Annotated in this window: 23 protein-coding genes and 1 tRNA gene; 6 read left to right on the top strand and 18 right to left on the bottom strand. The window is 68.0% G+C overall.

Features of this window, described 5'->3' with window-relative positions:
* Nucleotides 1–31 precede the first annotated feature (31 nt).
* From pdxH to ABIB15_RS09660, 5 genes are read right to left on the bottom strand one after another with little or no spacing between them, the layout of a single operon-like run.
* Nucleotides 32–688 carry a pyridoxamine 5'-phosphate oxidase gene (pdxH, locus tag ABIB15_RS09680; protein WP_354477547.1) on the bottom strand — a complete coding sequence of 219 codons (657 nt, stop codon included), beginning with the start codon at nucleotides 686–688 and terminating at the stop codon, nucleotides 32–34.
* Nucleotides 689–725: 37 nt separating this feature from the next.
* Nucleotides 726–2,195, bottom strand: a complete 1,470-nt coding sequence (locus ABIB15_RS09675) for a sensor histidine kinase (protein ID WP_354477544.1) — start codon at nucleotides 2,193–2,195, stop codon at nucleotides 726–728.
* The gene (locus ABIB15_RS09670; RefSeq protein ID WP_354477542.1) at nucleotides 2,192–2,929 is read right to left on the bottom strand and encodes a response regulator transcription factor; all 738 of its coding nucleotides are present in this window, start codon (nucleotides 2,927–2,929) and stop codon (nucleotides 2,192–2,194) included. Before ABIB15_RS09670 ends, ABIB15_RS09675 begins: the two co-directional genes overlap by 4 nt.
* A gap of 33 nt (nucleotides 2,930–2,962) precedes the next feature.
* Entirely contained in the window at nucleotides 2,963–3,631 is a 669-nt protein-coding gene (locus tag ABIB15_RS09665) for an alpha/beta hydrolase (protein ID WP_354477539.1), read from the bottom strand.
* Nucleotides 3,628–4,605: a ring-cleaving dioxygenase gene (locus tag ABIB15_RS09660; protein ID WP_354477537.1), complete on the bottom strand. Its 978-nt coding sequence runs from the start codon at nucleotides 4,603–4,605 to the stop codon at nucleotides 3,628–3,630. Before ABIB15_RS09660 ends, ABIB15_RS09665 begins: the two co-directional genes overlap by 4 nt.
* Before the next feature lie 108 nt (nucleotides 4,606–4,713).
* Here ABIB15_RS09660 and ABIB15_RS09655 point away from each other — a divergent pair, with 108 nt between their 5' ends.
* Nucleotides 4,714–5,331, top strand: coding sequence for a YqaJ viral recombinase family protein (locus ABIB15_RS09655; RefSeq protein WP_502908939.1), 618 nt, complete (start codon nucleotides 4,714–4,716; stop codon nucleotides 5,329–5,331).
* Here the strand turns inward: ABIB15_RS09655 and ABIB15_RS09650 are convergent.
* Nucleotides 5,322–5,957, bottom strand: a complete 636-nt coding sequence (locus tag ABIB15_RS09650) for a Pr6Pr family membrane protein (protein ID WP_354477534.1) — start codon at nucleotides 5,955–5,957, stop codon at nucleotides 5,322–5,324. The genes ABIB15_RS09655 and ABIB15_RS09650 overlap by 10 nt on opposite strands.
* A gap of 147 nt (nucleotides 5,958–6,104) precedes the next feature.
* On the opposite strand from ABIB15_RS09650, the gene ABIB15_RS09645 reads away from it, so the two are divergent.
* Entirely contained in the window at nucleotides 6,105–7,070 is a 966-nt protein-coding gene (locus ABIB15_RS09645; RefSeq protein ID WP_502908938.1) for an NADP-dependent oxidoreductase, read from the top strand.
* On the opposite strand, the gene ABIB15_RS09640 is transcribed toward ABIB15_RS09645, so the two are convergent.
* From ABIB15_RS09640 to ABIB15_RS09615, 6 genes are all read right to left on the bottom strand, one after another.
* Nucleotides 7,051–7,632 carry a GNAT family N-acetyltransferase gene (locus ABIB15_RS09640; protein ID WP_354477531.1) on the bottom strand — a complete coding sequence of 194 codons (582 nt, stop codon included), beginning with the start codon at nucleotides 7,630–7,632 and terminating at the stop codon, nucleotides 7,051–7,053. The two genes, ABIB15_RS09645 and ABIB15_RS09640, sit on opposite strands and share 20 nt — an antisense overlap.
* A gap of 117 nt (nucleotides 7,633–7,749) precedes the next feature.
* Nucleotides 7,750–8,439: a 50S ribosomal protein L1 gene (gene rplA, locus ABIB15_RS09635; protein WP_354477528.1), complete on the bottom strand. Its 690-nt coding sequence runs from the start codon at nucleotides 8,437–8,439 to the stop codon at nucleotides 7,750–7,752.
* Nucleotides 8,439–8,870, bottom strand: coding sequence for a 50S ribosomal protein L11 (gene rplK, locus ABIB15_RS09630; protein ID WP_354477525.1), 432 nt, complete (start codon nucleotides 8,868–8,870; stop codon nucleotides 8,439–8,441). The genes rplA and rplK overlap by 1 nt, the downstream gene beginning before the upstream one ends.
* A gap of 87 nt (nucleotides 8,871–8,957) precedes the next feature.
* The gene (nusG, locus tag ABIB15_RS09625) at nucleotides 8,958–9,896 is read right to left on the bottom strand and encodes a transcription termination/antitermination protein NusG (protein ID WP_354477522.1); all 939 of its coding nucleotides are present in this window, start codon (nucleotides 9,894–9,896) and stop codon (nucleotides 8,958–8,960) included.
* A 112-nt stretch (nucleotides 9,897–10,008) separates the two neighbouring features.
* Nucleotides 10,009–10,287, bottom strand: a complete 279-nt coding sequence (gene secE, locus ABIB15_RS09620; RefSeq protein WP_354477519.1) for a preprotein translocase subunit SecE — start codon at nucleotides 10,285–10,287, stop codon at nucleotides 10,009–10,011.
* A gap of 86 nt (nucleotides 10,288–10,373) precedes the next feature.
* A tRNA-Trp gene (locus ABIB15_RS09615) sits at nucleotides 10,374–10,446 on the bottom strand.
* Between the two features lie 187 nt (nucleotides 10,447–10,633).
* On the opposite strand from ABIB15_RS09615, the gene ABIB15_RS09610 reads away from it, so the two are divergent.
* Both ABIB15_RS09610 and xylB read left to right on the top strand, forming a co-directional pair.
* A complete protein-coding gene (locus ABIB15_RS09610) occupies nucleotides 10,634–11,836 on the top strand; it encodes a pyridoxal phosphate-dependent aminotransferase (RefSeq protein WP_354477516.1) in 1,203 nt (400 codons plus the stop codon).
* Nucleotides 11,837–12,067: 231 nt separating this feature from the next.
* Nucleotides 12,068–13,480: a xylulokinase gene (gene xylB, locus ABIB15_RS09605; protein ID WP_354477513.1), complete on the top strand. Its 1,413-nt coding sequence runs from the start codon at nucleotides 12,068–12,070 to the stop codon at nucleotides 13,478–13,480.
* A gap of 4 nt (nucleotides 13,481–13,484) precedes the next feature.
* Here xylB and ABIB15_RS09600 read toward each other — a convergent pair whose 3' ends face one another.
* From ABIB15_RS09600 to ABIB15_RS09585, 4 genes are all read right to left on the bottom strand, one after another.
* Complete coding sequence (locus tag ABIB15_RS09600; protein WP_354477775.1) at nucleotides 13,485–14,534, bottom strand: UDP-N-acetylmuramate dehydrogenase; 1,050 nt, start codon at nucleotides 14,532–14,534, stop codon at nucleotides 13,485–13,487.
* Nucleotides 14,531–14,965: a MaoC/PaaZ C-terminal domain-containing protein gene (locus ABIB15_RS09595; RefSeq protein ID WP_354477510.1), complete on the bottom strand. Its 435-nt coding sequence runs from the start codon at nucleotides 14,963–14,965 to the stop codon at nucleotides 14,531–14,533. Before ABIB15_RS09595 ends, ABIB15_RS09600 begins: the two co-directional genes overlap by 4 nt.
* Entirely contained in the window at nucleotides 14,962–15,408 is a 447-nt protein-coding gene (locus ABIB15_RS09590) for an FAS1-like dehydratase domain-containing protein (RefSeq protein ID WP_354477507.1), read from the bottom strand. Before ABIB15_RS09590 ends, ABIB15_RS09595 begins: the two co-directional genes overlap by 4 nt.
* Before the next feature lie 318 nt (nucleotides 15,409–15,726).
* Complete coding sequence (locus ABIB15_RS09585; RefSeq protein ID WP_354477504.1) at nucleotides 15,727–16,572, bottom strand: SDR family NAD(P)-dependent oxidoreductase; 846 nt, start codon at nucleotides 16,570–16,572, stop codon at nucleotides 15,727–15,729.
* 117 nt (nucleotides 16,573–16,689) lie between these two features.
* On the opposite strand from ABIB15_RS09585, the gene ABIB15_RS09580 reads away from it, so the two are divergent.
* Nucleotides 16,690–16,998: a DUF2510 domain-containing protein gene (locus ABIB15_RS09580; protein ID WP_354477501.1), complete on the top strand. Its 309-nt coding sequence runs from the start codon at nucleotides 16,690–16,692 to the stop codon at nucleotides 16,996–16,998.
* Between the two features lie 12 nt (nucleotides 16,999–17,010).
* On the opposite strand, the gene ABIB15_RS09575 is transcribed toward ABIB15_RS09580, so the two are convergent.
* Nucleotides 17,011–17,337, bottom strand: coding sequence for a DUF7882 family protein (locus tag ABIB15_RS09575; protein WP_354477498.1), 327 nt, complete (start codon nucleotides 17,335–17,337; stop codon nucleotides 17,011–17,013).
* Between the two features lie 146 nt (nucleotides 17,338–17,483).
* On the opposite strand from ABIB15_RS09575, the gene ABIB15_RS09570 reads away from it, so the two are divergent.
* Entirely contained in the window at nucleotides 17,484–17,705 is a 222-nt protein-coding gene (locus tag ABIB15_RS09570) for a hypothetical protein (protein WP_354477495.1), read from the top strand.
* Here ABIB15_RS09570 and ABIB15_RS09565 read toward each other — a convergent pair.
* Nucleotides 17,695–18,039: a DUF7882 family protein gene (locus tag ABIB15_RS09565; RefSeq protein WP_354477492.1), complete on the bottom strand. Its 345-nt coding sequence runs from the start codon at nucleotides 18,037–18,039 to the stop codon at nucleotides 17,695–17,697. The two genes, ABIB15_RS09570 and ABIB15_RS09565, sit on opposite strands and share 11 nt — an antisense overlap.
* Nucleotides 18,040–18,856 lie beyond the last annotated feature (817 nt).

The following is an 18,856-nucleotide window of genomic DNA, read 5'->3' as shown; positions in this document are numbered from 1 at the left end:
CCATCCTCCCACCCGTGCGGGTACCGGGCGACTACGGCTGCAGGCGCTCGCGCGTCCAGCCTCGTGCGCCGGCACCCGGCTCGCTCGTCGCCGTGAACCGGATGCGGTCATGCAGCCGCGACGTGCGGCCCTGCCAGAACTCGATCTCGCGCGGCACCACGCGTACTCCGCCCCAGTGCTCCGGCCGGGGAATCTCTGTCCCCTCGGGAAAGCGCTCCTCGAGCTCCCGCACCCGGCGCTCGAGCTCGTCGCGCGAGGCGATCGGGCGGGACTGCTCGCTCGCGAGGGCGGCGATCCGCGCGCCGCGGGGGCGCCGGGCGAAATAGGCGTCGCTCACCGCGGCCGAGGTGGGTGCGGCGGTGCCGAGCACGCAGACCTGCCGGTTGAGCGAGTACCAGGGAAACAGAAGCGAGACCGCGGCATTCGCGGCGAGCGAGCGTCCCTTGCGGGACTCGTAGTTGGTGACGAATTCGAAGCCCTCGGCATCCAGCCCCTTGAGCAGCACCGTGCGGCTGCTCGGCCGCCCGTCGGCGTCGACGGTGCCGACCACCATCGCATTGGGCTCGTAGACGCCGGCCCCCTCGGCCCGCGCCAGCCAGGCGGCGAACTCGACGAGCGGATCCGGGTCGACGTCCGCTTCGGTCAGGCTCGTCGATCCGTAGTCGGTGTGCCGGGTGAGTGAGTCCATCGCCGTGCCCGCTTCCTGACGACCCGTGCCGCCGGTGTCATTCTGCCCCGTCCTGCCGAGTGCGAGCCGGGACCGGCCGAAACGCGAGGGGCAGCTCGACCGTGAAGACGGTGCGGCCGGGAACGGAGTCGACCGACACCGTTCCGCTGTGGCCCTCAATCACGGCCCTCACGATCGCAAGGCCGAGACCCGTGCTTCCGGCCGCCCGCGACCGCGATTCGTCGCCCCTCGTGAAGCGTTCGAACAGTGATGCCTGCCGCTCCGCGGGTATTCCCGGGCCGTTGTCGGCGACCGTCAGGATGGCCCTGTCGCGCACCTCGAGGCCGATCGTGATCGCGGTGCCGGCCGGGGTGTGCACGCGCGCATTGGCGAGCAGGTTCGCGACGACCTGGCGCAGGCGCGAATCGTCGCCGTTGACAATCACGGGCACCTCGGGCAGGTCGAGCGCGAAAGCATGGTCCGGGGCGGCGGCGTGCGCGTCACTCACGGTATCGAGCAGGATGCCCGACAGGTCGACCGACCCGGTCTCGAGGTCGCGACCCTCATCGAGTCGGGCAAGCAGCAGGAGGTCCTCGACGAGGGAGGTCATGCGGATCGCCTCGGATTCGATGCGCTCCATCGACTTCGCGACGTCGGGGGGCAGCTCGTGGCCGCCCCGCCGGGTGAGCTCGGCGTAGCCGCGGATCGAGGTCAGCGGGGTGCGCAGCTCGTGGCTCGCGTCGGCGACGAACCGGCGCACCTTCCCCTCGCTCTCCTGCCGGGCGAGCAGGGCGGATGCCACATGGTCGAGCATCCGGTTGATCGCGGCCCCCAGCCGCCCCACCTCCGTTCTCGTGTCGGTATCGGCATCCGGCACCCGCTCCACGAGCGCGACCTCGCCTTTCGCGAGAGGAAGTTCCGACACCCGGGCCGCCGTGCCGGCCACACGGCCGAGGGGGCGCAGCGCCAGTCTGACTACCGCGGAGCCGATCACGGCCGTTGCGGCGAGCGCTGCCGCCGTGACGAGCACGATGATGAGCAGCAGCTGCAGGGTCGTCGCCCGGGATTCCGCAAGCGGCAGGCCGACCACGAGGCGCTCGTCGGCACGCGTAGTCTCGGCGAGCACCCGGTATTCGCCGAGCTCGCCGAGCTCGACGCTCGACGCTCGACGCCCGCCATCGACGCCGAGCAGCGCGTCCCGCTGGGCAGTGGTCAGCGGCATGGCGGTGCCGTCATCCGCCACGTAGCCGGCGACGACGACACTCCCCCGCGACTCGACGAGCACGACGGCGCCCGGCCGGAGGGCATCCCGCGGCGACGGCGTGTACTCGCCGCGTCCCGGACCCGTCGGTCCGAGCAGAATGTCCGCGGCGGACCGCAGCTGCTCGTCGACCCTCGCGGTGAGGGCCTGACCGAGCGCGGCGGTGCTGACGGCGCCGACGACGATGCTGACGAGGGCGAGGAGCAGCATGATGCCGACCACGAGCCGGCGTTGGAGCGACCAGGGCGCCCCGGAGTGTCCCCTCATCGCGCCGGCTTGATGAGGTAGCCGACGCCGCGGACCGTGTGGATCATCGGCTCCCGATCGCCGTCGACCTTCTTGCGCAGGTAGGAGATGTAGAGCTCGACGATGCTCGACCGCCCGCCGAAGTCGTAGCTCCAGACACGGTCGAGGATCTGTGTCTTGCTCATCACCCGGCGGGGGTTCCGCATGAGAAAGCGCAACAGTTCGAACTCGGTCGCGGTGAGCTCGATCGCCTCGCCGCCCCGCTGCACCTCGTAGCTCTCCTCGTCGAGGGAAAGGTCGCCCACCCGCAGAATCGGGTCGGTCAGGTCGGGCGCGAGCACGGTGGACCGGCGGATGAGTCCGCGCAGCCTCGCGACGAGTTCCTCGAGGCTGAAGGGCTTGGTGACGTAGTCGTCACCACCGGCGGTGAGCCCCTGGATGCGGTCGTCGAGCGAGTCCTTCGCGGTGAGGAACAGGATCGGCATGTCGCGGCCGTCGGCCCGGAGCCTGCGCAGCACGTTGAGGCCGTCGATGTCCGGCATCATGACGTCGAGCACAACGACATCCGGCGCGAACTCACGAATGAGGGCAATGGCGGCGGCGCCGCCGGATGCCGCGCGAACATCCCAGCCCTCGTAGCGCAGCGCCATCGCAAGCAGGTCGGTGAGGGATGCCTCATCGTCGACGACCACCGCGCGCACGGGCGAGCCGTCGGCGCGGCGCAGGGGGACTCTGGCGGGAGCAGTGTCGGTCACGCCTCCTACTATCCCGTGTGTGCTAGGAGAAACCTATGAGTGCGCCCGGTGCACGCTGTGCGGCAGCACGGCCGAATGTCGGGGTGCCGCGAGCCAGTCCAGCGCCGCCCGCAGGTCGGACTCGCCGATGCCGTGGCCGCCGGCGCGCACCACGTGGTCCACTTCGGCGCCGCGCTCGGCGAGGACGGCGACGACACGCTTCGCGCTGTCAAGGGGCGCCATCGGATCGGAGTCGCCGCTCACCACGAGCACGCTGCGCCCCGAGAGGTCGGTGTGGACCTCTCGGCCGGGGAGCGGATTCATGCCCGAGAAGGCGATGGCCCGGTCGATGGACTCCGGATGGAGCAGGGTCGTGGCGAGTGCCATGTTCGCGCCGTTCGAGAAGCCGACGGCGATGAGCCGGCGGCTGGCGAGCCCATACGAGGCTCGAGCCTCGGCAATGAACCCGGCGAGCTCGCCCGACCGGCGCACGACGTCGTCGACGTCGAACTGGCCTTCGGCGAACCGGCGGAACCAGCGCAGCATCCCGTTCTCCTGCACCGGCCCGCGCGGCGCGAGCACCGCGGCCGAGGGGTCGAGTGAGTCCGCGAACGCGGCGAAGTCATGCTCGTTCCCTCCCGTGCCATGAAGCATCAGCAGCACCGGCGAATCGGGTGACCCCTCGCGGTACAGGTGCGGCCATGCCGGCGCCGGGGCGGTCATCGGGTGCGCCCCTCGAGCTGCGGATTGTTCTCGGCGGGCAACTCGATTCTCGCGACGGCATTCTCGATCGCGTCGCGGCTCGGCTCGAGCCACGGCGGAAGCTTGAGCGAGCGGCCGAGCTCAAGCAACGGTTCGTCGATGTCGAACCCGGGGGTGTCCGTCGCGATCTCGAAGAGCACACCGCCCGGCTCGCGAAAGTAGATGGAAGTGAAGTACTGGCGGTCGAGAATCGCCGTGACCTGGTGGCCGCGGTCGACGAGCTCGCGCCGCCACAACTCCTGCGTCGCCTGGTCGGGGACCCGGAACGCGATGTGGTGCACGGTGCCTCCCGCCGACAGCCCCTGCGGACCGGTCGGGTCGGCGATGACGTCGACAATGTTGCCGGCTCCGCCGTCACCGGCCTCGAGCCTCGTGCGGTTTCCGCGCTCGCTCACGATGCGCAGCCCGAGATCGTCGGTCATAAGGCCCACGGTTTTCACGGGGTCGGCGACGGTGAGCACCGAGGAGTGCTGCCCGCGCACCGCGTAGTCGGCGGGTACCGAGGCGGAATCCCAGGGGTCGCGCGGGTCGGCGACCGAGGAGGCGACAAGGTCAATCTGCAGGCCGTCCGGGTCCCGCAGTGACAGACGCTCCTCGTCGCCTGATTCGGAGGTCACGGACGACTCGACGCCGAGGGCCGAGAAGTGCTCCTTCCACCAGCCGAGGGTTCCCGCCGGAACCGAGAACGCCGTCGAGGTCGACTGGCCGCGGCCGACCCGGCCGTCGGGCACTCCGACCCACGGGAAAAACGTGATGAGCGATCCCGGGCGCCCCGCGGTGTCACCGTAGTAGAGGTGATATGTCCCCGGGTCGTCGAAGTTCACGGTCTTCTTCACGAGTCGAAGCCCGAGCCCGGTCACGTAGAAGTCGATATTGCGCTGCGGCTCGCCGGCGATCGCCGTCACGTGATGCAGCCCCGATGTGTTCACACTCATTGTCTGTGCCTCCGTACTTGATTGTATCCATGCAAACGCATAGTTCTGCGCACATATTCCCGGTAGTGTCCGCACCGGCTCGGGGTCGTCGTCGGGGAGAATGGCGAGGTGACGTTCGTGCAGCCCATGCTCTCCCTCTGGGACGAGCCGCCCCCCGACCATCGGGACCGGCTCGTGGCCAGGTCGAGCGACCGCGTCGCGTGGCTGCGGGCGAGGAGCAAGGGGATCACGGCGACGGATGCCGCCCGGCTGTCCGGCATCCGCTCCGTGCAGGCGATCGCCCTCGAGAAGGTGCACGGGTCGGGTTTCGGCGGCAACGCCTACACTGACCACGGCCGGGCCCGCGAGCCCGAGATCGCCCGCTGGGTGAACGGCGAGTTCGGCATCTCACCGAGCGACGGGCTGTTCCACGCCAACGGCGAGAGACAGCACCTGGCGACGCCGGACGGACTCGGCCGTTCCTCCGCGGGCGACCTCGTGCTCGCCGAGATCAAGACCACGAAGTCGGCCTGGCAGTCGATCCCGCGGTCGTACCTGCGCCAGATCTGGTGGCAGCAGTACGTGCTGGGCGCCGAGCGCACCCTGCTCGTCTGGGAGCAGCACCTCGACTTCGTCCCGGTGAACATCACGCCGGAGTGCCGCTGGATCGAACGGGACGAGAACGAGATCCACTCGCTCGTGCAGTTGGCGAACCAGGTGCTCGACGTGCTCGCGTGTCAGCGCTGACCGCGACCAGCCGGCGCGAGCGGCGTGAGGACCCGCACCCGGCTGAGCGCCCAGACGAGCGCACCGACGAGCGCGAAGGCGATCGCGATGACGATGGCGTAGATCGCGACCGAGCCGTAGCCTGTCGCGGGGCTGAGGAACGGGTACGGCACCCAGCCGTCGGTGGCGCCCCGGATCAGCACGACGGTAAGCCACACCACGGGGTAGGCGAGCACTGCGGGAAAGTACTTCCATGCCAGAGGGGACCTGTCTCCGAACAGGATCCAGTCGGCAGCGAGGTAGAGGGGGATCCAGATGTGCAGGATGTCGTTGGCCCAGGGCAGCAACACACCGCCGTCGAGGCCGGTCAGAAGGGTATTGTAGACCACGCCGACGATGATCATGTACGTCGCGACGCACCCGCGGGCCACCTCGAGCGCCCTCGACTGCACGTGGCCGGCGAGGCCGACGATCGCCGCGGTACCGAGCACGAGAACGGAGAAGATGTTGCTCTGCAGGGTGAAGAACCCGAAGAAGTTGAACGGGTTGATCGGGCCCTTCTCCGCCGTGTAGGCAAAGGTCGCGATCACGGCGGTTGCCCCGGCGATTGCGGCAGCGAGCCGGAAGGCGGCGAACAGGTAGGTCACGGTGCTCCAATGCTGTCGGGGAGCACTCTCGGCTCTGCCTCGGATACTAGCGAAGTGCGCAGAGTTTGCATCCAATTGACACCGCTGTAACAGCCTCGACTCACGGGCCGGGTTGACTGGTGTTCCCCAGGCGAGGAGGCCATTCGAATGACCACGATGCGAGCCATGGTGATCCACAGGACCGGCACACCGCTGGAGTTGGTCGGATCGGAGGTGCCGATCCCGCTGCGGGTTAACTCCGAGGTGCTCATTCGCGTGCTGGCCGCCGGCATCAATCCGATCGACGCGAAGACCCGCTCCGGCGGCGGGGTCGCCCAGGCGATCGGCGCATACCCCGCGGTGCTCGGCCGCGACTTCAGTGGCGTGGTCGTCGAGAGCCCGTTCGAGGCCCACGCCCTCCAGCCCGGCATGGAGGTGTTCGGCATGACGAGCTTTCCGCGGTCCGCCGGGAGCTACGCCGAGTACGTGGCCGTCTCGTCGCTCAGCGTGACGCGCAAGCCGGCGAGCCTGTCCCATGTCGAGGCGGCTGGGGTCCCCCTCGCCGCCCTCACCGCGTGGGGCATGGTCGTCGATGTTGCGAAGGCGCACGAGGGCCAGCGGATGCTCATCCACGCCGGCGCCGGCGGGGTCGGCCACTTCGCCGTGCAGTTTGCTCGGTACTTCGGCGCCCACGTCATTGCGACGGGTTCGACGCGCAACCTCGGCTGGCTCGGCGAGCTCGGCGCGAGCCAGGTCGTCGACTACACGGCCTCGCGGTTCGAGGAGGGGCTCGACAAGGTCGACACCGTTATCGACCTCATCGGCAACGTGCACGACGACACCGGCACCCGGTCGCTGGCGACGCTGCGCCGCGGCGGCCTGCTCGTGAACGCCCCGTCCGGCAGCTGGCCGACGATGCGGGCGGATGCTGCCGCCGCGGGCATCCGGGCGACGGACTACAAGGTTGCGCCCGACGGGGCGACCCTCGCGATCATCGCGCGTCTCCTCGAATCCGGCGACATCCGGGTGCACCTCGACGACGTCTTCGATCTCGGCGAGGCGGCCGCGGCCCACACCAAACTCGAGTCCGGCCGCACTCGCGGCAAGATCGTGCTCAGGGTCGGCGAGGCGTAGGCCAGGACTCGAATCGGAGCTCGCGCACGAAGTCGTCCTCCCAGCGAGTGCCGACGAGGAAGCGCTTGGTTCCCACAAGAGCGAATCCGCTCTTGTCATAGAACGCGTTCGCCCGCTCGTTGAGCTGGTTGACGCCGAGCCAGATGCCGCGCGCCCCGCGCCGAAGGGCGCGCCGGAGCGAGGCCTCGACCAATCGCGCGGCGATGCCGCTGCCGTGGTGCCCGGTGTGCACGTAGAGCTTGCTGAGTTCGACCGTCGGGCGAACCGTGATCACCGCCGACACGTCGGGGTCCGCCGGCTCGCCGAAGATCAGCATCGTGTACCCGGCGGCGATGCCGTCGACCTCGGCGAGCAGCAGCTCGCGGTGCGGGTCGGCGAGGTAGCCCGTCATCTTCTCGCGGGAGAGGTGGGTGGCCACGAAGGCGTCCATGTCGCGCCGCAGCGTTCCGGGCGGGCAGGCGAGGGGGAACGTGGCCGCGGCGAGCTCGTGCAGTGCCACGGCATCCGCTGGCCTGGCCTGGCGCACCACCACGCCCTCGTTGGCTGGGGCGGTCGTGGGCATAGTCGATTCTGTCGCACCGGGGGCTCTCGCCCCTAATGTCTGCGGCAGGAAAACGAAGAAGGGGCCCACGCGCGTGGGCCCCTTCTCGTGTCGCTCGTGCTGAGCGAATGCTTCCAGCTACAGAACGTTGACATCCAGCGGGATGCCGGGGCCGAACGTGGTCGACACCGTGCCCTTCTGGATGTAACGGCCCTTCGAGCTTGAGGGCTTGGCCCGCGAGATCTCGTCGAGCGCGGCCTTGATGTTCTCTTCGAGCTGCACCTGGTCGAAACCGGACTTGCCGACGATGAAGTGCACGTTGCTGTGCTTGTCGACGCGGAACTCGATCTTTCCACCCTTGATCTCGGTCACGGCCCTGGCCGGATCCGGGGTCACGGTGCCGGTCTTCGGGTTCGGCATGAGGCCGCGGGGCCCCAGGACCTTACCGAGACGACCGACCTTGCCCATGAGCTCCGGCGTCGAGACGGCGGAGTCGAAGGAGGTGTACCCGGCGGCGACCTTCTCGATGAGCTCGTCGCCACCGACCTCGTCGGCGCCGGCGGCGAGAGCTGCCTCAGCGGCCGGTCCAGTCGCGAACACGATGACGCGGGCGGTCTTGCCGGTTCCGTGGGGAAGGTTGACGGTTCCGCGAACCATCTGGTCGGCCTTGCGCGGGTCGACCCCGAGCTTGAGCGCGACCTCGACGGTCGAGTTGAACTTGGCGGAGCCAGTTTCGCGGGCGACCGCGACGGCCTCAGAAGGCGTGTAGAAACGTCCTTCTTCGATCTTCTCTGCTGCGGCGCGGTAGGCCTTGGATTTCGTAGCCATTATGCGTCCACCGTGATCCCCATCGAGCGGGCGGTGCCGGCGATGATCTTCGAAGCTGCTTCAATGTCGTTTGCGTTGAGGTCGGCCATCTTGACCTCGGCGATCTCGCGAACCTGATCCTTGGTGAGCTTCGCAACCTTGACGGTGTGCGGGGTGCCGGATCCCTTGGCCACTCCGGCGGCCTTCTTGATGAGCTCGGCTGCCGGCGGGGTCTTCAGGATGAACGTGAACGAGCGGTCCTCGTAGACCGTGATCTCGACGGGGATGACATTGCCGCGCTGGGCCTCGGTCGCCGCGTTGTACGCCTTGCAGAACTCCATGATGTTGACGCCGTGCTGTCCCAGCGCCGGCCCGATGGGCGGTGCGGGGTTGGCGGCGCCAGCCTTGATCTGAAGCTTGATCAGACCGGTGACTTTCTTTCTCGATGCCATTGTTTCTCTCTTTCGTTTTCGAGCATCCGTGTCCCGGATGCTCTCCCGCTGCCCGGTAGGTCCGGTTGCGGTGGTCTGTGTATCGCGTTAGAGCTTAGTCACCTGCTCGAAGCTGAGCTCAACCGGGGTCTCGCGCTCGAAGAGCGACACGAGCACGGTGAGCTTGCCGCTCTCCGGCTTGATCTCGCTGATCGAACCGGGAAGACCCGCGAACGAGCCCTCCTTGATCGTGATGGTCTCGCCGACCTCGAAGTCGACTTCCTGCGGGATCGAGCGCGCGGTGGTCTTGCCACCCTTCGCTCCGGCCTTCGCGGGCGCTTCGATAATCTGCACGAGGCTCTTGAGCATCGAGAACGCCTCTTCGAAGCGAAGCGGGGTGGGGTTGTGCGAGTTGCCGACGAAGCCGGTGACCCCGGGCGTGTGGCGCACGACCGACCAGGAGTCCTCGTTGAGGTCCATGCGGACGAGCACATAGCCGGGGATCCGCACGCGGTTGACGAGCTTGCGCTGGCCGTTCTTGATCTCGACGACGTCCTCCATCGGCACCTCGACCTGGAAGACATAGTCCTCCATCGACATGCTCACCTTGCGGTTCTCGATGTTCTGCTTGACGCGCTTCTCGAACCCGGCGTAGGAGTGGATGACGTACCACTTGCCCGGCGCGAACTTCAACTCGGCGCGGAAGGCCTCGTAGGGGTCGACCTCGGCCTCCTCCTCCAGCTCGGCTTCGACCTCGGCCTCGTCGTCGACAGCGGCGACGGATGCGTCGGCCTCCTCGATCGAGTCGATGTCGAGGGCGTCGTCGACAACCTCGTCCGCCTCGGGGTCGACAGCTGTCTCGATCGCGTCGAGTGCCGCGTTGAGGTCGGACTCGACGTCGTTCTCGACGTGCATCGCGGTGTGCTCGGCGGGCTCCACCGACGACTCGGCCTCGTCGAGGGAGTTGCCCTCTTGAGCCTCTTCCACCTCGGAAGACTGCTCGGCGGCAGTCGCGAGGTCGATATCGTCGCGTTCTGTGTCAGACACTGGATTCCATTTCCGTTGTTGTTGCGGGTCTGCGCGCGAGCCTTGCGGTTCCGCGCGCCGTCACGATTTCCGGGGCATCCCGGGGAGTCGGCCACTCGCGCGGCCGGGGGAACTACTGGGCGGGCCCGTCACCGAAGACATATGCCACACCGAGCGCGAACAGGAAGTCGAATCCGGCCACGAGCGACATCATGATGACGACGAACGCCAGCACGACGCCCGTGTAGCTGAACAGTTCCTTGCGGGTCGGGGTGACGACCTTCTTGAGTTCGTTGATGACCTGTCGGATGAACAGGGCGATGCGACCAAATGGACCGCGCCTTCCGGCGCGCTCCTTCCTGGCGTTGGCGACGACGTCCTCACTGGACTCGTCGGTCACGTTCTTCGCCACTGTTACTACCTTCCGGATACCGGTCGCCCGACCCGCTAAGGATCAGGCAACTCGCTGGTTCGTGCGGTCCCGCACGAATCGAGCTGCAGGGCGGACAGGACTTGAACCTGCAACCTGCGGTTTTGGAGACCGCTGCTCTACCAATTGAGCCACCGCCCTTCGGAGGAGAAATCCCATACTCACGACCTGTCGATCGGCATCCGAATTGTTGGCTACAAACGGGCACGCAAAAGCATGGCAGATTTCCACTACCTCTCCCAGTCTAGGTCAGGTGTCCGGGGGTGTAAAGCCAGCCCACGCTGCGCGGCACTGCACACCACAGGCTTGGTTCGTTAAGCTGGGGATCGTGGCCACTCCTCTCCCTCGTATCTCGTTGCGCATTTCCTCGATCGCGGAATCCGCGACCCTCAAAGTCGACTCGAAAGCGAAGGCGCTGCAAGCGGCCGGGCGCCCGGTCATCAGCTACGCCGCGGGCGAGCCGGACTTCCCGACGCCGGCGAACATCGTCGAGGCAGCATCCGCCGCCGTCCTCGATCCGAAGAACCACCGCTACACCCCGGCGGCCGGCCTGCCGGAGCTGCGCGAGGCAATCGCGGCGAAGACCGCGCGCGACAGCGGCTGGACGGTGACCGCCAACCAGGTGGTCGTCACGAACGGCGGCAAGCAGGCCGTCTACCAGGCCTTCGCCACACTCATCGACCCGGGCGACGAGGTCATCCTGCCCTCCCCGTATTGGACGACCTACCCCGAGGCGATCCGCCTGGCCGGCGGAGTGCCGGTCGAGGTCTTCGCCGGCGTGGAGCAGAACTACCTCGCCACGGTCGAGCAGCTCGAGGCCGCCCGCACCCCGCGCAGCAAGGTTCTCCTCTTCGTCTCGCCGTCCAACCCGACCGGGTCGGTCTACTCGGCCGAGCAGACCCGCGCCATTGGCGAGTGGGCGCTCGAGCACGGCATCTGGGTCATCAGCGACGAGATCTACCAGAACCTCGTCTACGACGGCATCCGTGCGGTCGGTGTCGTCGAGGCCGTTCCTGCCCTCGCCGACACCACGATCCTCGTGAACGGCGTCGCCAAGACCTATGCGATGACCGGCTGGCGACTCGGCTGGATGGTCGGCCCCGTCGACGCAATCAAGGCCGCAGCGAACCTGCAGTCGCACCTCTCCTCGAACGTGTCGAACATCTCGCAGCGTGCGGCGATCGCCGCGCTGACCGGTCCGCAGGATGCGGTGGAGGACATGCGGCAGGCGTTCGACCGGCGCCGCGCGACCATCGTCGCGGAGCTCAACAAGATCGACGGGGTCAACTGCCCGATGCCGCAGGGCGCGTTCTACGTCTACCCCGACGTGACGGGTCTGCTGGGGCGCGAGTGGGGCGGGGTGACGCCCACGAGCTCGCTCGAGCTCGCGGACCTGATCCTCGAGCAGGCCGAGGTGGCCGTCGTTCCCGGCGAGGCGTTCGGGCCGAGCGGCTACCTGCGCCTGTCGTACGCCCTGGGCGACGAGGCCCTGCTCGAAGGTGTGCAGCGCCTGCAGCGGCTGTTCGCGTAGGAGCCGCCTCTGCGCTGGCAGTCTCCAGCTACTCCGCTTGGGCTGGCAACTCGTGGACCCACACCCCGCGAACCGCCCACATACGTCCCCTCCGCGGCCACAAAGGCCGCGAACCCGACAGAAGTGGGCGACTCGCTCCAGTAGAGAGGCGGGCGGGCGGGCCGCGCCAGCGGACATGGTTTGTTGCCGCCAACACCATATACTGCAAGCCGGACAGCCAATGGAGGACCCATGTCACTCGTCGCCGGCATCGATTCGTCGACACAAAGCTGCAAGGTCGTGGTGCGCGACCTCGAGACGGGGCGGCTCGTTCGCGAGGGCCGCGCGAGCCACCCGGCGGGTACCGAGGTCGATCCGGCCGAGTGGTGGGATGCGTTGCTTGCCGCGATACAGGATGCCGGCGGGCTCGAGGGCGTCGTCGCCCTCTCGATCGGCGGCCAGCAACACGGCTGTGTCTGCCTCAATGCCGCCGGCGAGGTCGTGCGGCCGGCGCTGCTCTGGAACGACACCCGGTCTGCCCCCTCCGCCGACGACCTCGTGGCTGAGCTGGGCGCCGATGCCTGGGCGACCGGCACGGGAAGTCTGCCCGTGGCCTCATTCACGGTGGCCAAGCTGCGCTGGCTGCGCGATCACGAGCCGGTGAACGCCGACGCGACGGTCGCCGTGGCCCTGCCCCACGACTACCTGACCTGGCGCCTATTGGGCTATGGCCCCGGCAATGCCGATTTCTCGGCCCTCGTCACCGACCGCTCCGACGCGAGCGGTACCGGGTACTGGTCACCGGCGACCGGCAAATACCGCGTCGACCTGCTCGAGCATGCCTTCGGACGAGAGGTGATCGTGCCTCGCGTGCTCGGACCGGTGGATGCCGCGGGCGAGACCGCGACGTTTGCGGGCGTTCGGGCCGGGATCCTCGTCGGTCCCGGCGCGGGCGACAACGCGGGAGCCGCCCTGGGGCTCGCGGCCGGGCGCGGCGACGTCGTAGTCTCGATCGGCACATCCGGCACGGTCTTCGCGGTGACCGACACGGCGGTAGCGGACCCCTCGGGCACGGTCGCCGGATTCGCCGACGCGACCGGGCTCTTCCTGCCCCTCGTCGCGACCCTCAACGCGGCCAGGGTGCTCGCGGCCGCGGGCACCCTGCTCGGCGCCGATCACGACCGGGTCGCGGAGCTGGCGATGGAGGCCGCCCCGGGCAGCGGCGGGCTGGTGCTACTGCCGTACCTCGAGGGGGAGCGCACACCGAACCTCCCGACCGCGCGAGGATCGATCCACGGGCTGACGCTCGCGAACGCGACGCCTCCGAACCTCGCGAGGGCGATGGTCGAGGGGATGCTGTGCGGGCTCGCCGACGGGCTCGACGCGATCGCGAGCCGCGGCGTCGCGGTCGAGCGGGTTCTGCTCATCGGGGGCGGGGCACGGAACGCGGCTGTGCAGCGGATCGCCCCCGAGGTGTTCGCTCTGCCGGTCACCGTGCCGCCAACCAGCGAGTACGTCGCCGACGGCGCAGCGCGCCAGGCGGCCTGGGTGCATACTGGCGAGCCGCCCGCATGGGCCCTCGGCCAGACGACACGCTTCGACGCGAGCGCCCAGCCGGTGACCCGCGAGCAGTACGCCGCAGCCACGCGCGCCCTCGGCTATTGACCGCTCAGTCCTCGGCCGGCATGCCGATGTAGCCCGGCTCCGGCTGAAGTGCCACGCCGAACTCGTTGCGCACGCGCTCCTGCACGAATCGGGCCAGCTCGAGGATGTCGGATGCCGTCGCCGCCCCGGTGTTCACGATCGCCAGGGTGTGCTTGCTCGAGATCGCCGCCCCGGACCCGGGGAGCGAGAACCCCCGGCCGATGCCGGCCCGCTCGATCAGCCAGGCCGCCGACAGCTTCACCCGGTCGGGTTCGATCGGCCACTGGGCGGCATCCGGCGGCAGGGTCCTGGCGAAGGATGCCGCGACGAGCGGATTCGTGAAGAACGAACCGGCGCTCGTGGTGTCGGGGTCGGACGCATCGAGCACCATCCCCTTCACCCGGCGCAGCGCCAGCACGGCGTCGCGGATGACGCCGACCGGGATCCGGTCGCCGAAGGCAGCGCCGATCGCGGTCGCGAGCTGCTGTGATGCGACCGGGCGGCTGAGCCCCTCGGTATCCGTCAGCTCGAGCTCGATCGAGAGCACGACGCCGCGGCGTCCCGACTTGAATACCGAGCTGCGGTAGCCGAGCTCGAGCCGGTCTGCCGGGATGACCTCGAGGCGCCCGCTCTCGTGGTCGAGGAATTCGACCGCGACGAGCGTGTCGGAGAGCTCCTGCCCATAGGCGCCGATGTTCTGGATGGGGCCGGCACCGCTCGACCCGGGGATGCCCGCCATCGCCTCGATCCCCGCGAGTCCGCGGTCGACGGTGTAGCTGACCAGCTCATCCCACGGCTCGCCGGCCTGCACGCGGAGCCGTGCCGTGCCGGGTGCCGACGGCAGCGACTCGATGCCGCGGGTGAGCACGCGGATGACGCTGCCGTCGAATCCGTCATCGCCGACGACGATGTTGGATCCGCCGCCGAGGGCCATCCACTCTTCGCCGCTCGCCCACACGCCCAGGCTCGCGCTTACGAGTTCGTCGGGTGTTTCCGGGCTCAGCAGCTCGCGGGGCGCCCCGCCCACGCGCAGGGTTGTCAGTTCTCGAAGATCCATCTGTGGCAGGCAAGTCAGCTCAGGCTGACGCGAACCTGCGCCTTCCCGAGTACCGTGCCGCCGTGCGCGGTGACGGTGAGGTCGATCCTCGCCTCCCCTGCATCCGGGTCGAGCGCACCGACCTTGGCGACGACCGCGATGCCAGCCCCCTCGAGCGCATCCACGACCACCGGTCGGGTGAAGCGAACACCGTAGTCGACGATGCGCCCGGGGTCGCCGAGCCAGTCGACGACGGACTGCACCGCAATGCCCATGGTGAGCATGCCGTGCGCGAGGACGCCGGGAAGCCCAACGGCCTCGGCGACGTCGTCGCGGTAGTGGATGGCGTTGAAGTCCCCGGATGCCCCCGCGTAGCGAACGAGGCTGTCGCGGCTGATGCGGTAGTCGGCGTCGGCTACGACCTGCCCGACCTCGAGCGTCTCGAGGCGAGGTGCAGCCGGGGCGCTCACGCGTCACCCCGAACGACGAGAGTGGACGAGGCGGTGACGACGTGGCTGCCCGTCGCGTCGACGATGGACGATTCGGCGGTCACCATGGCGTTGCCTCCCAGCGTCTTGATGCTCGTCACCGAGAGAGTCGCGGTGAGTTCGTCTCCCGCCACGATTGGCCGTGAGTAGCTGAACCGTTGTTCCCCGTGCACGACGCGGCTGAAGTCGATGCCGGCGTCCGGCTCGGCGAGCAGCTGTGCGAGGGTCGACTCCTGCACGACGACAGCGAAGGTCGGTGGCGCGACGATGTCGCGGTAGCCTGCCGCCACTGCCGCAGCAGGATCGTGGTTAATCGGGTTGGTCGCGAAGACGGCGCGGGCGAATTCGCGCACCTTCTCGCGGCCGACGAGGTACGGATCGGTGGGGGCGAAGACGCGGCCCTGCAGTTCTGGGTTCACTGGCACGCTTGCCAGCCTAACGAATGGCACTCGCCACCAGCCGAGCCGGGGAATGCGGAAGGCCCGGCCATCATCATGATGGCCGGGCCTTCCGGGTGGACTTAGTCGCCTACTGGCAGCTGTCGCACTGCAGGAGGTCCATCGGGTCGACGGGGATTTCGTAGCCGCCTACGTTGTTGTCGTTGTCCATGTTGGCCTCCTTCTAAGTTCTGTTACCGATCGCCCCGATCGGCTCCAGCAGGTGCGGAGGTTGAATCCCTCGCGTGCTGGATCTCCACTATATAACGCTAATGACACCCGTGTCATTCCACTACATGTAGTGTTTCAGGATTTTTTTGGAGATTCCTTGGAGACTCGGCCAGTGAAGTCGTCCATCGAGCGATAGACGCCGAAGAGACGGCCGGCAACAAAGTCGAAGGCGCGCTGCGGGAGCAGCCCGTTGAGCGCCCGCCCCAAGCTCACTGTCCAGGGCAACATGAGGAACGGACGGGCTGCGAGCATCGCTGACCAGGCGCGATCGACGACGTATTCCGGTGCCATGATCGGCGTCAGAAGCGGCCCCCGGGCGCCATCGAACATGCCCGTGCTGATATAGCTGGGGGCGAGGGTCGTGACGCCGACGTGAGCGTGACCGGCTCGCACCAGCTCAAGACGAAGCGAGTCGCTCCAGCCGATCACCGCCCATTTCGACGCCGCATAGACGCTCATTTTCGGATTCGAGACGGTTCCGGCAGCCGAGGCGACATTGAGAATGCGGCGAGGGCCCTCCCCCTCGATCATCCCCGGCAGGAACTCGGCCGCGATCTGCATGGGCGCGATCGCGTTGACCCGCATGGTGAGCTCGGTGTCGCGCTCGGGATGGTGGTCCCAGAAGTAGCCCGACCGCACGATCCCGGCGTTGTTGATGAGCACCTCGGGGTGGCCGACCTCCGCTCGCACACGCCCGGCAGCATCCGCGATGGACCCCAGCGAGGAGATGTCGACGACATATGGAACGACATTCACCCCCGGGGTGGCGAGTTCTGCGGTCGTCGCGGCGAGGGCATCCACATCGATGTCCCAGAGGACAACCGCTTTCGCCCCCTCCAGCACCGCCCGCTGAGCGTAGAGGCGACCCATTCCCATGGCGGCCCCGGTGACGAGCACGACCCTTCCCGCGACTGATTTCATTTCTCGACACTACGCCGGGATTGCCGGCGTGTCGCGGAGGCTCGATGGCCCCAGCTTGAGGGACTGTCGGAGTAGAACCGGCGTGCCTACGCTGGTGCCAACCGAGCTGGAGGAGTCATGTCGAACATCACCGTCGCGGGGCAGTCGACCACGGCCACGACCCCCGCCGCCGTCGCTTCCGCGCCGGCCGGCTGGTACGACATCGGCTCGGGCCGCAGGCGCTGGTTCGACGGGCGCGGATGGACCGACCACTACGCCCCGATGCCCCCCGAGACAACTGCAGCTTCGTCGCGACGGCATCCGGCTGACCACGGATTCCACCTGATCATGACCGTCATGACCCTGTGCGCGTGGCTTCCGGTGTGGGCCATTGCCGCCGGGTGGAGTGCCGCGCGTCGGACACCACACCGCATGATCCGCTCGTAGCGCGAGACGGGCTCAGCGACCCCCGTGCGCCGCCGCGTTCGCTCCGGGCTCGTCTGAGAAGTGCAGCCCGCCGGGGCTGTTGGCGGAGATAGTGAGCGCCTCGATCCACTCGCGGTTGATGGCCGGGATGCGGCTGCCGAAGTAGCGGAAGTAGAGGGGGATGCTCGAGTGCATCCAGATGCTGCTACGCCCATCACCGACATCGAAAGCGTCGCGCCAGGAGAACACGAAGCATTCCTGCCGCCGGAGTTTCGCGGAAATGACAATCTGCAGGTGCATGAGCGCGCGGTCGTCGAACTCGACCTCCATGCTCGAACTGCCGTACAGCAATTTACCCATCGCCTTTGTCTTCTCCTCAGTCCTGTTCCACGGTAACCGCTTGCAGCCCGCGCCGCTCACTTTTCCCGATCTCACCCGGGTTTGTCGCCAAACCAGCTGAAATCAACCCCTTGAGGTTCTCGAGAATCACCGGCTTGACTCTGGAAATGCTGAAAGCTGAACTTGGTGAACCGACGTGGAGCGAACCCACCGCCGGCCGCTGGGACGCAACACTCGACAACATGCCCCTCGGCTCGATCGAGGAGACCCGCGCGTACGGATTCGTCGTCAAGAATTCGCGCGGCGACTGGCTGGCCAGCTTCTCGGTTCTCGAGAATGCGATGTGGTTCCTGCACGTCGCCGAACGGACGAGGCCTTCTAACCGGTGATGCGCTGACCCCTGGGCTTGGGCTGAGCTGTCTCACGGTCGGGCTCTGAGGTGAACTGCAGGCCAGAGACGCTGTTGGCCGACTCCATCAGGGCGTCGATCCAGGCGCGGTTGATCGCGGATGCCCCGGAGTGGAAGTATCGAAAGTAGAGGGGGATGCCCGGGTCCATCCACACGCTGCTCCGGCCGCTGCCGACGGTGAGCGAATTGGTCCAGCTGAAGAGGAACCGCTCGTTGCGCCGCAGCTTCGACGTGATCACGATCTGCAGATGGGCCAGCGCGCGATCGTCGATGTCGATCTCCATGCCGTGGCTGCCGTACAGCAATACGCCCATGTTGTGCTCCCGGTGAGACTGCTCGCGTCTAGGTGCTTTTTAAGCTACCCGGTGCGGCGCTCTGGCGCTGAAGATTCTCGGGGTTCGAGAGGGCCGCGGTCAGCCCAACCAGCCGACGGCGCAGTCGCGGCACCAGTGATAGGGCCGCTCCTCGGTGGCAATCTCGAGGTGGGCGCGGCAGGTCGGGCAATTCTCTCGCGGCATCTTATTCACATGCATAGACTATTGCCCCGTTCGGGGAGTGTCCACGGATGACCTCAACACACTCCCAGATCGCATCGGTGCTCCGAGGGGCGGATGCCGGACCTGCTGGTGCTTCTTGTGTAGCGAGGGCGGGACTCGAACTCCGGCCACCGTTGCAACATCGAGCCACGCCGAACCGCCCCGATCCCAGCAACGGCGGGCGATTCTCGCCTGAACGCGTGCCGGTTGCTGCATCCAGATACACCGCGATGCAACACCGGTGTTGCATAAGTCGTTGCATGGAGGCCGTTCGCCTGGCGTGCGCGGCGGCACGGGAGAGCACACCGCTAGAGTTCCCCGAAACAACCGTCACAACCGTCACACGCGCACCGAGCGCCCGCGCATCCCAATGAATACGTGGCCTCTGAGCCGTGACGGTTGCCGTGACGGTCCTCGATCAACCGTCACGCCGAGCGGACAACCGTCACTCGCTCCCACCTCCGATCCGCGGGCACCCATCGAGCAAGGACGGCAGCGACAGCACGAGCACGCCGGCCGCGGACAGCTCCAGCCGTGGGCCCCGCCGCGCTGCGCGAGCCCGCTCCCCGCGAGCCCACGACCACCCCGGATCCGC

Source organism: Marisediminicola sp. UYEF4 (assembly GCF_040546025.1).
Lineage (GTDB): Bacteria > Actinomycetota > Actinomycetes > Actinomycetales > Microbacteriaceae > Marisediminicola.
Note: the sequence above shows the minus strand (reverse complement) of the source record. Positions and strands in the feature narration are given on the sequence as shown.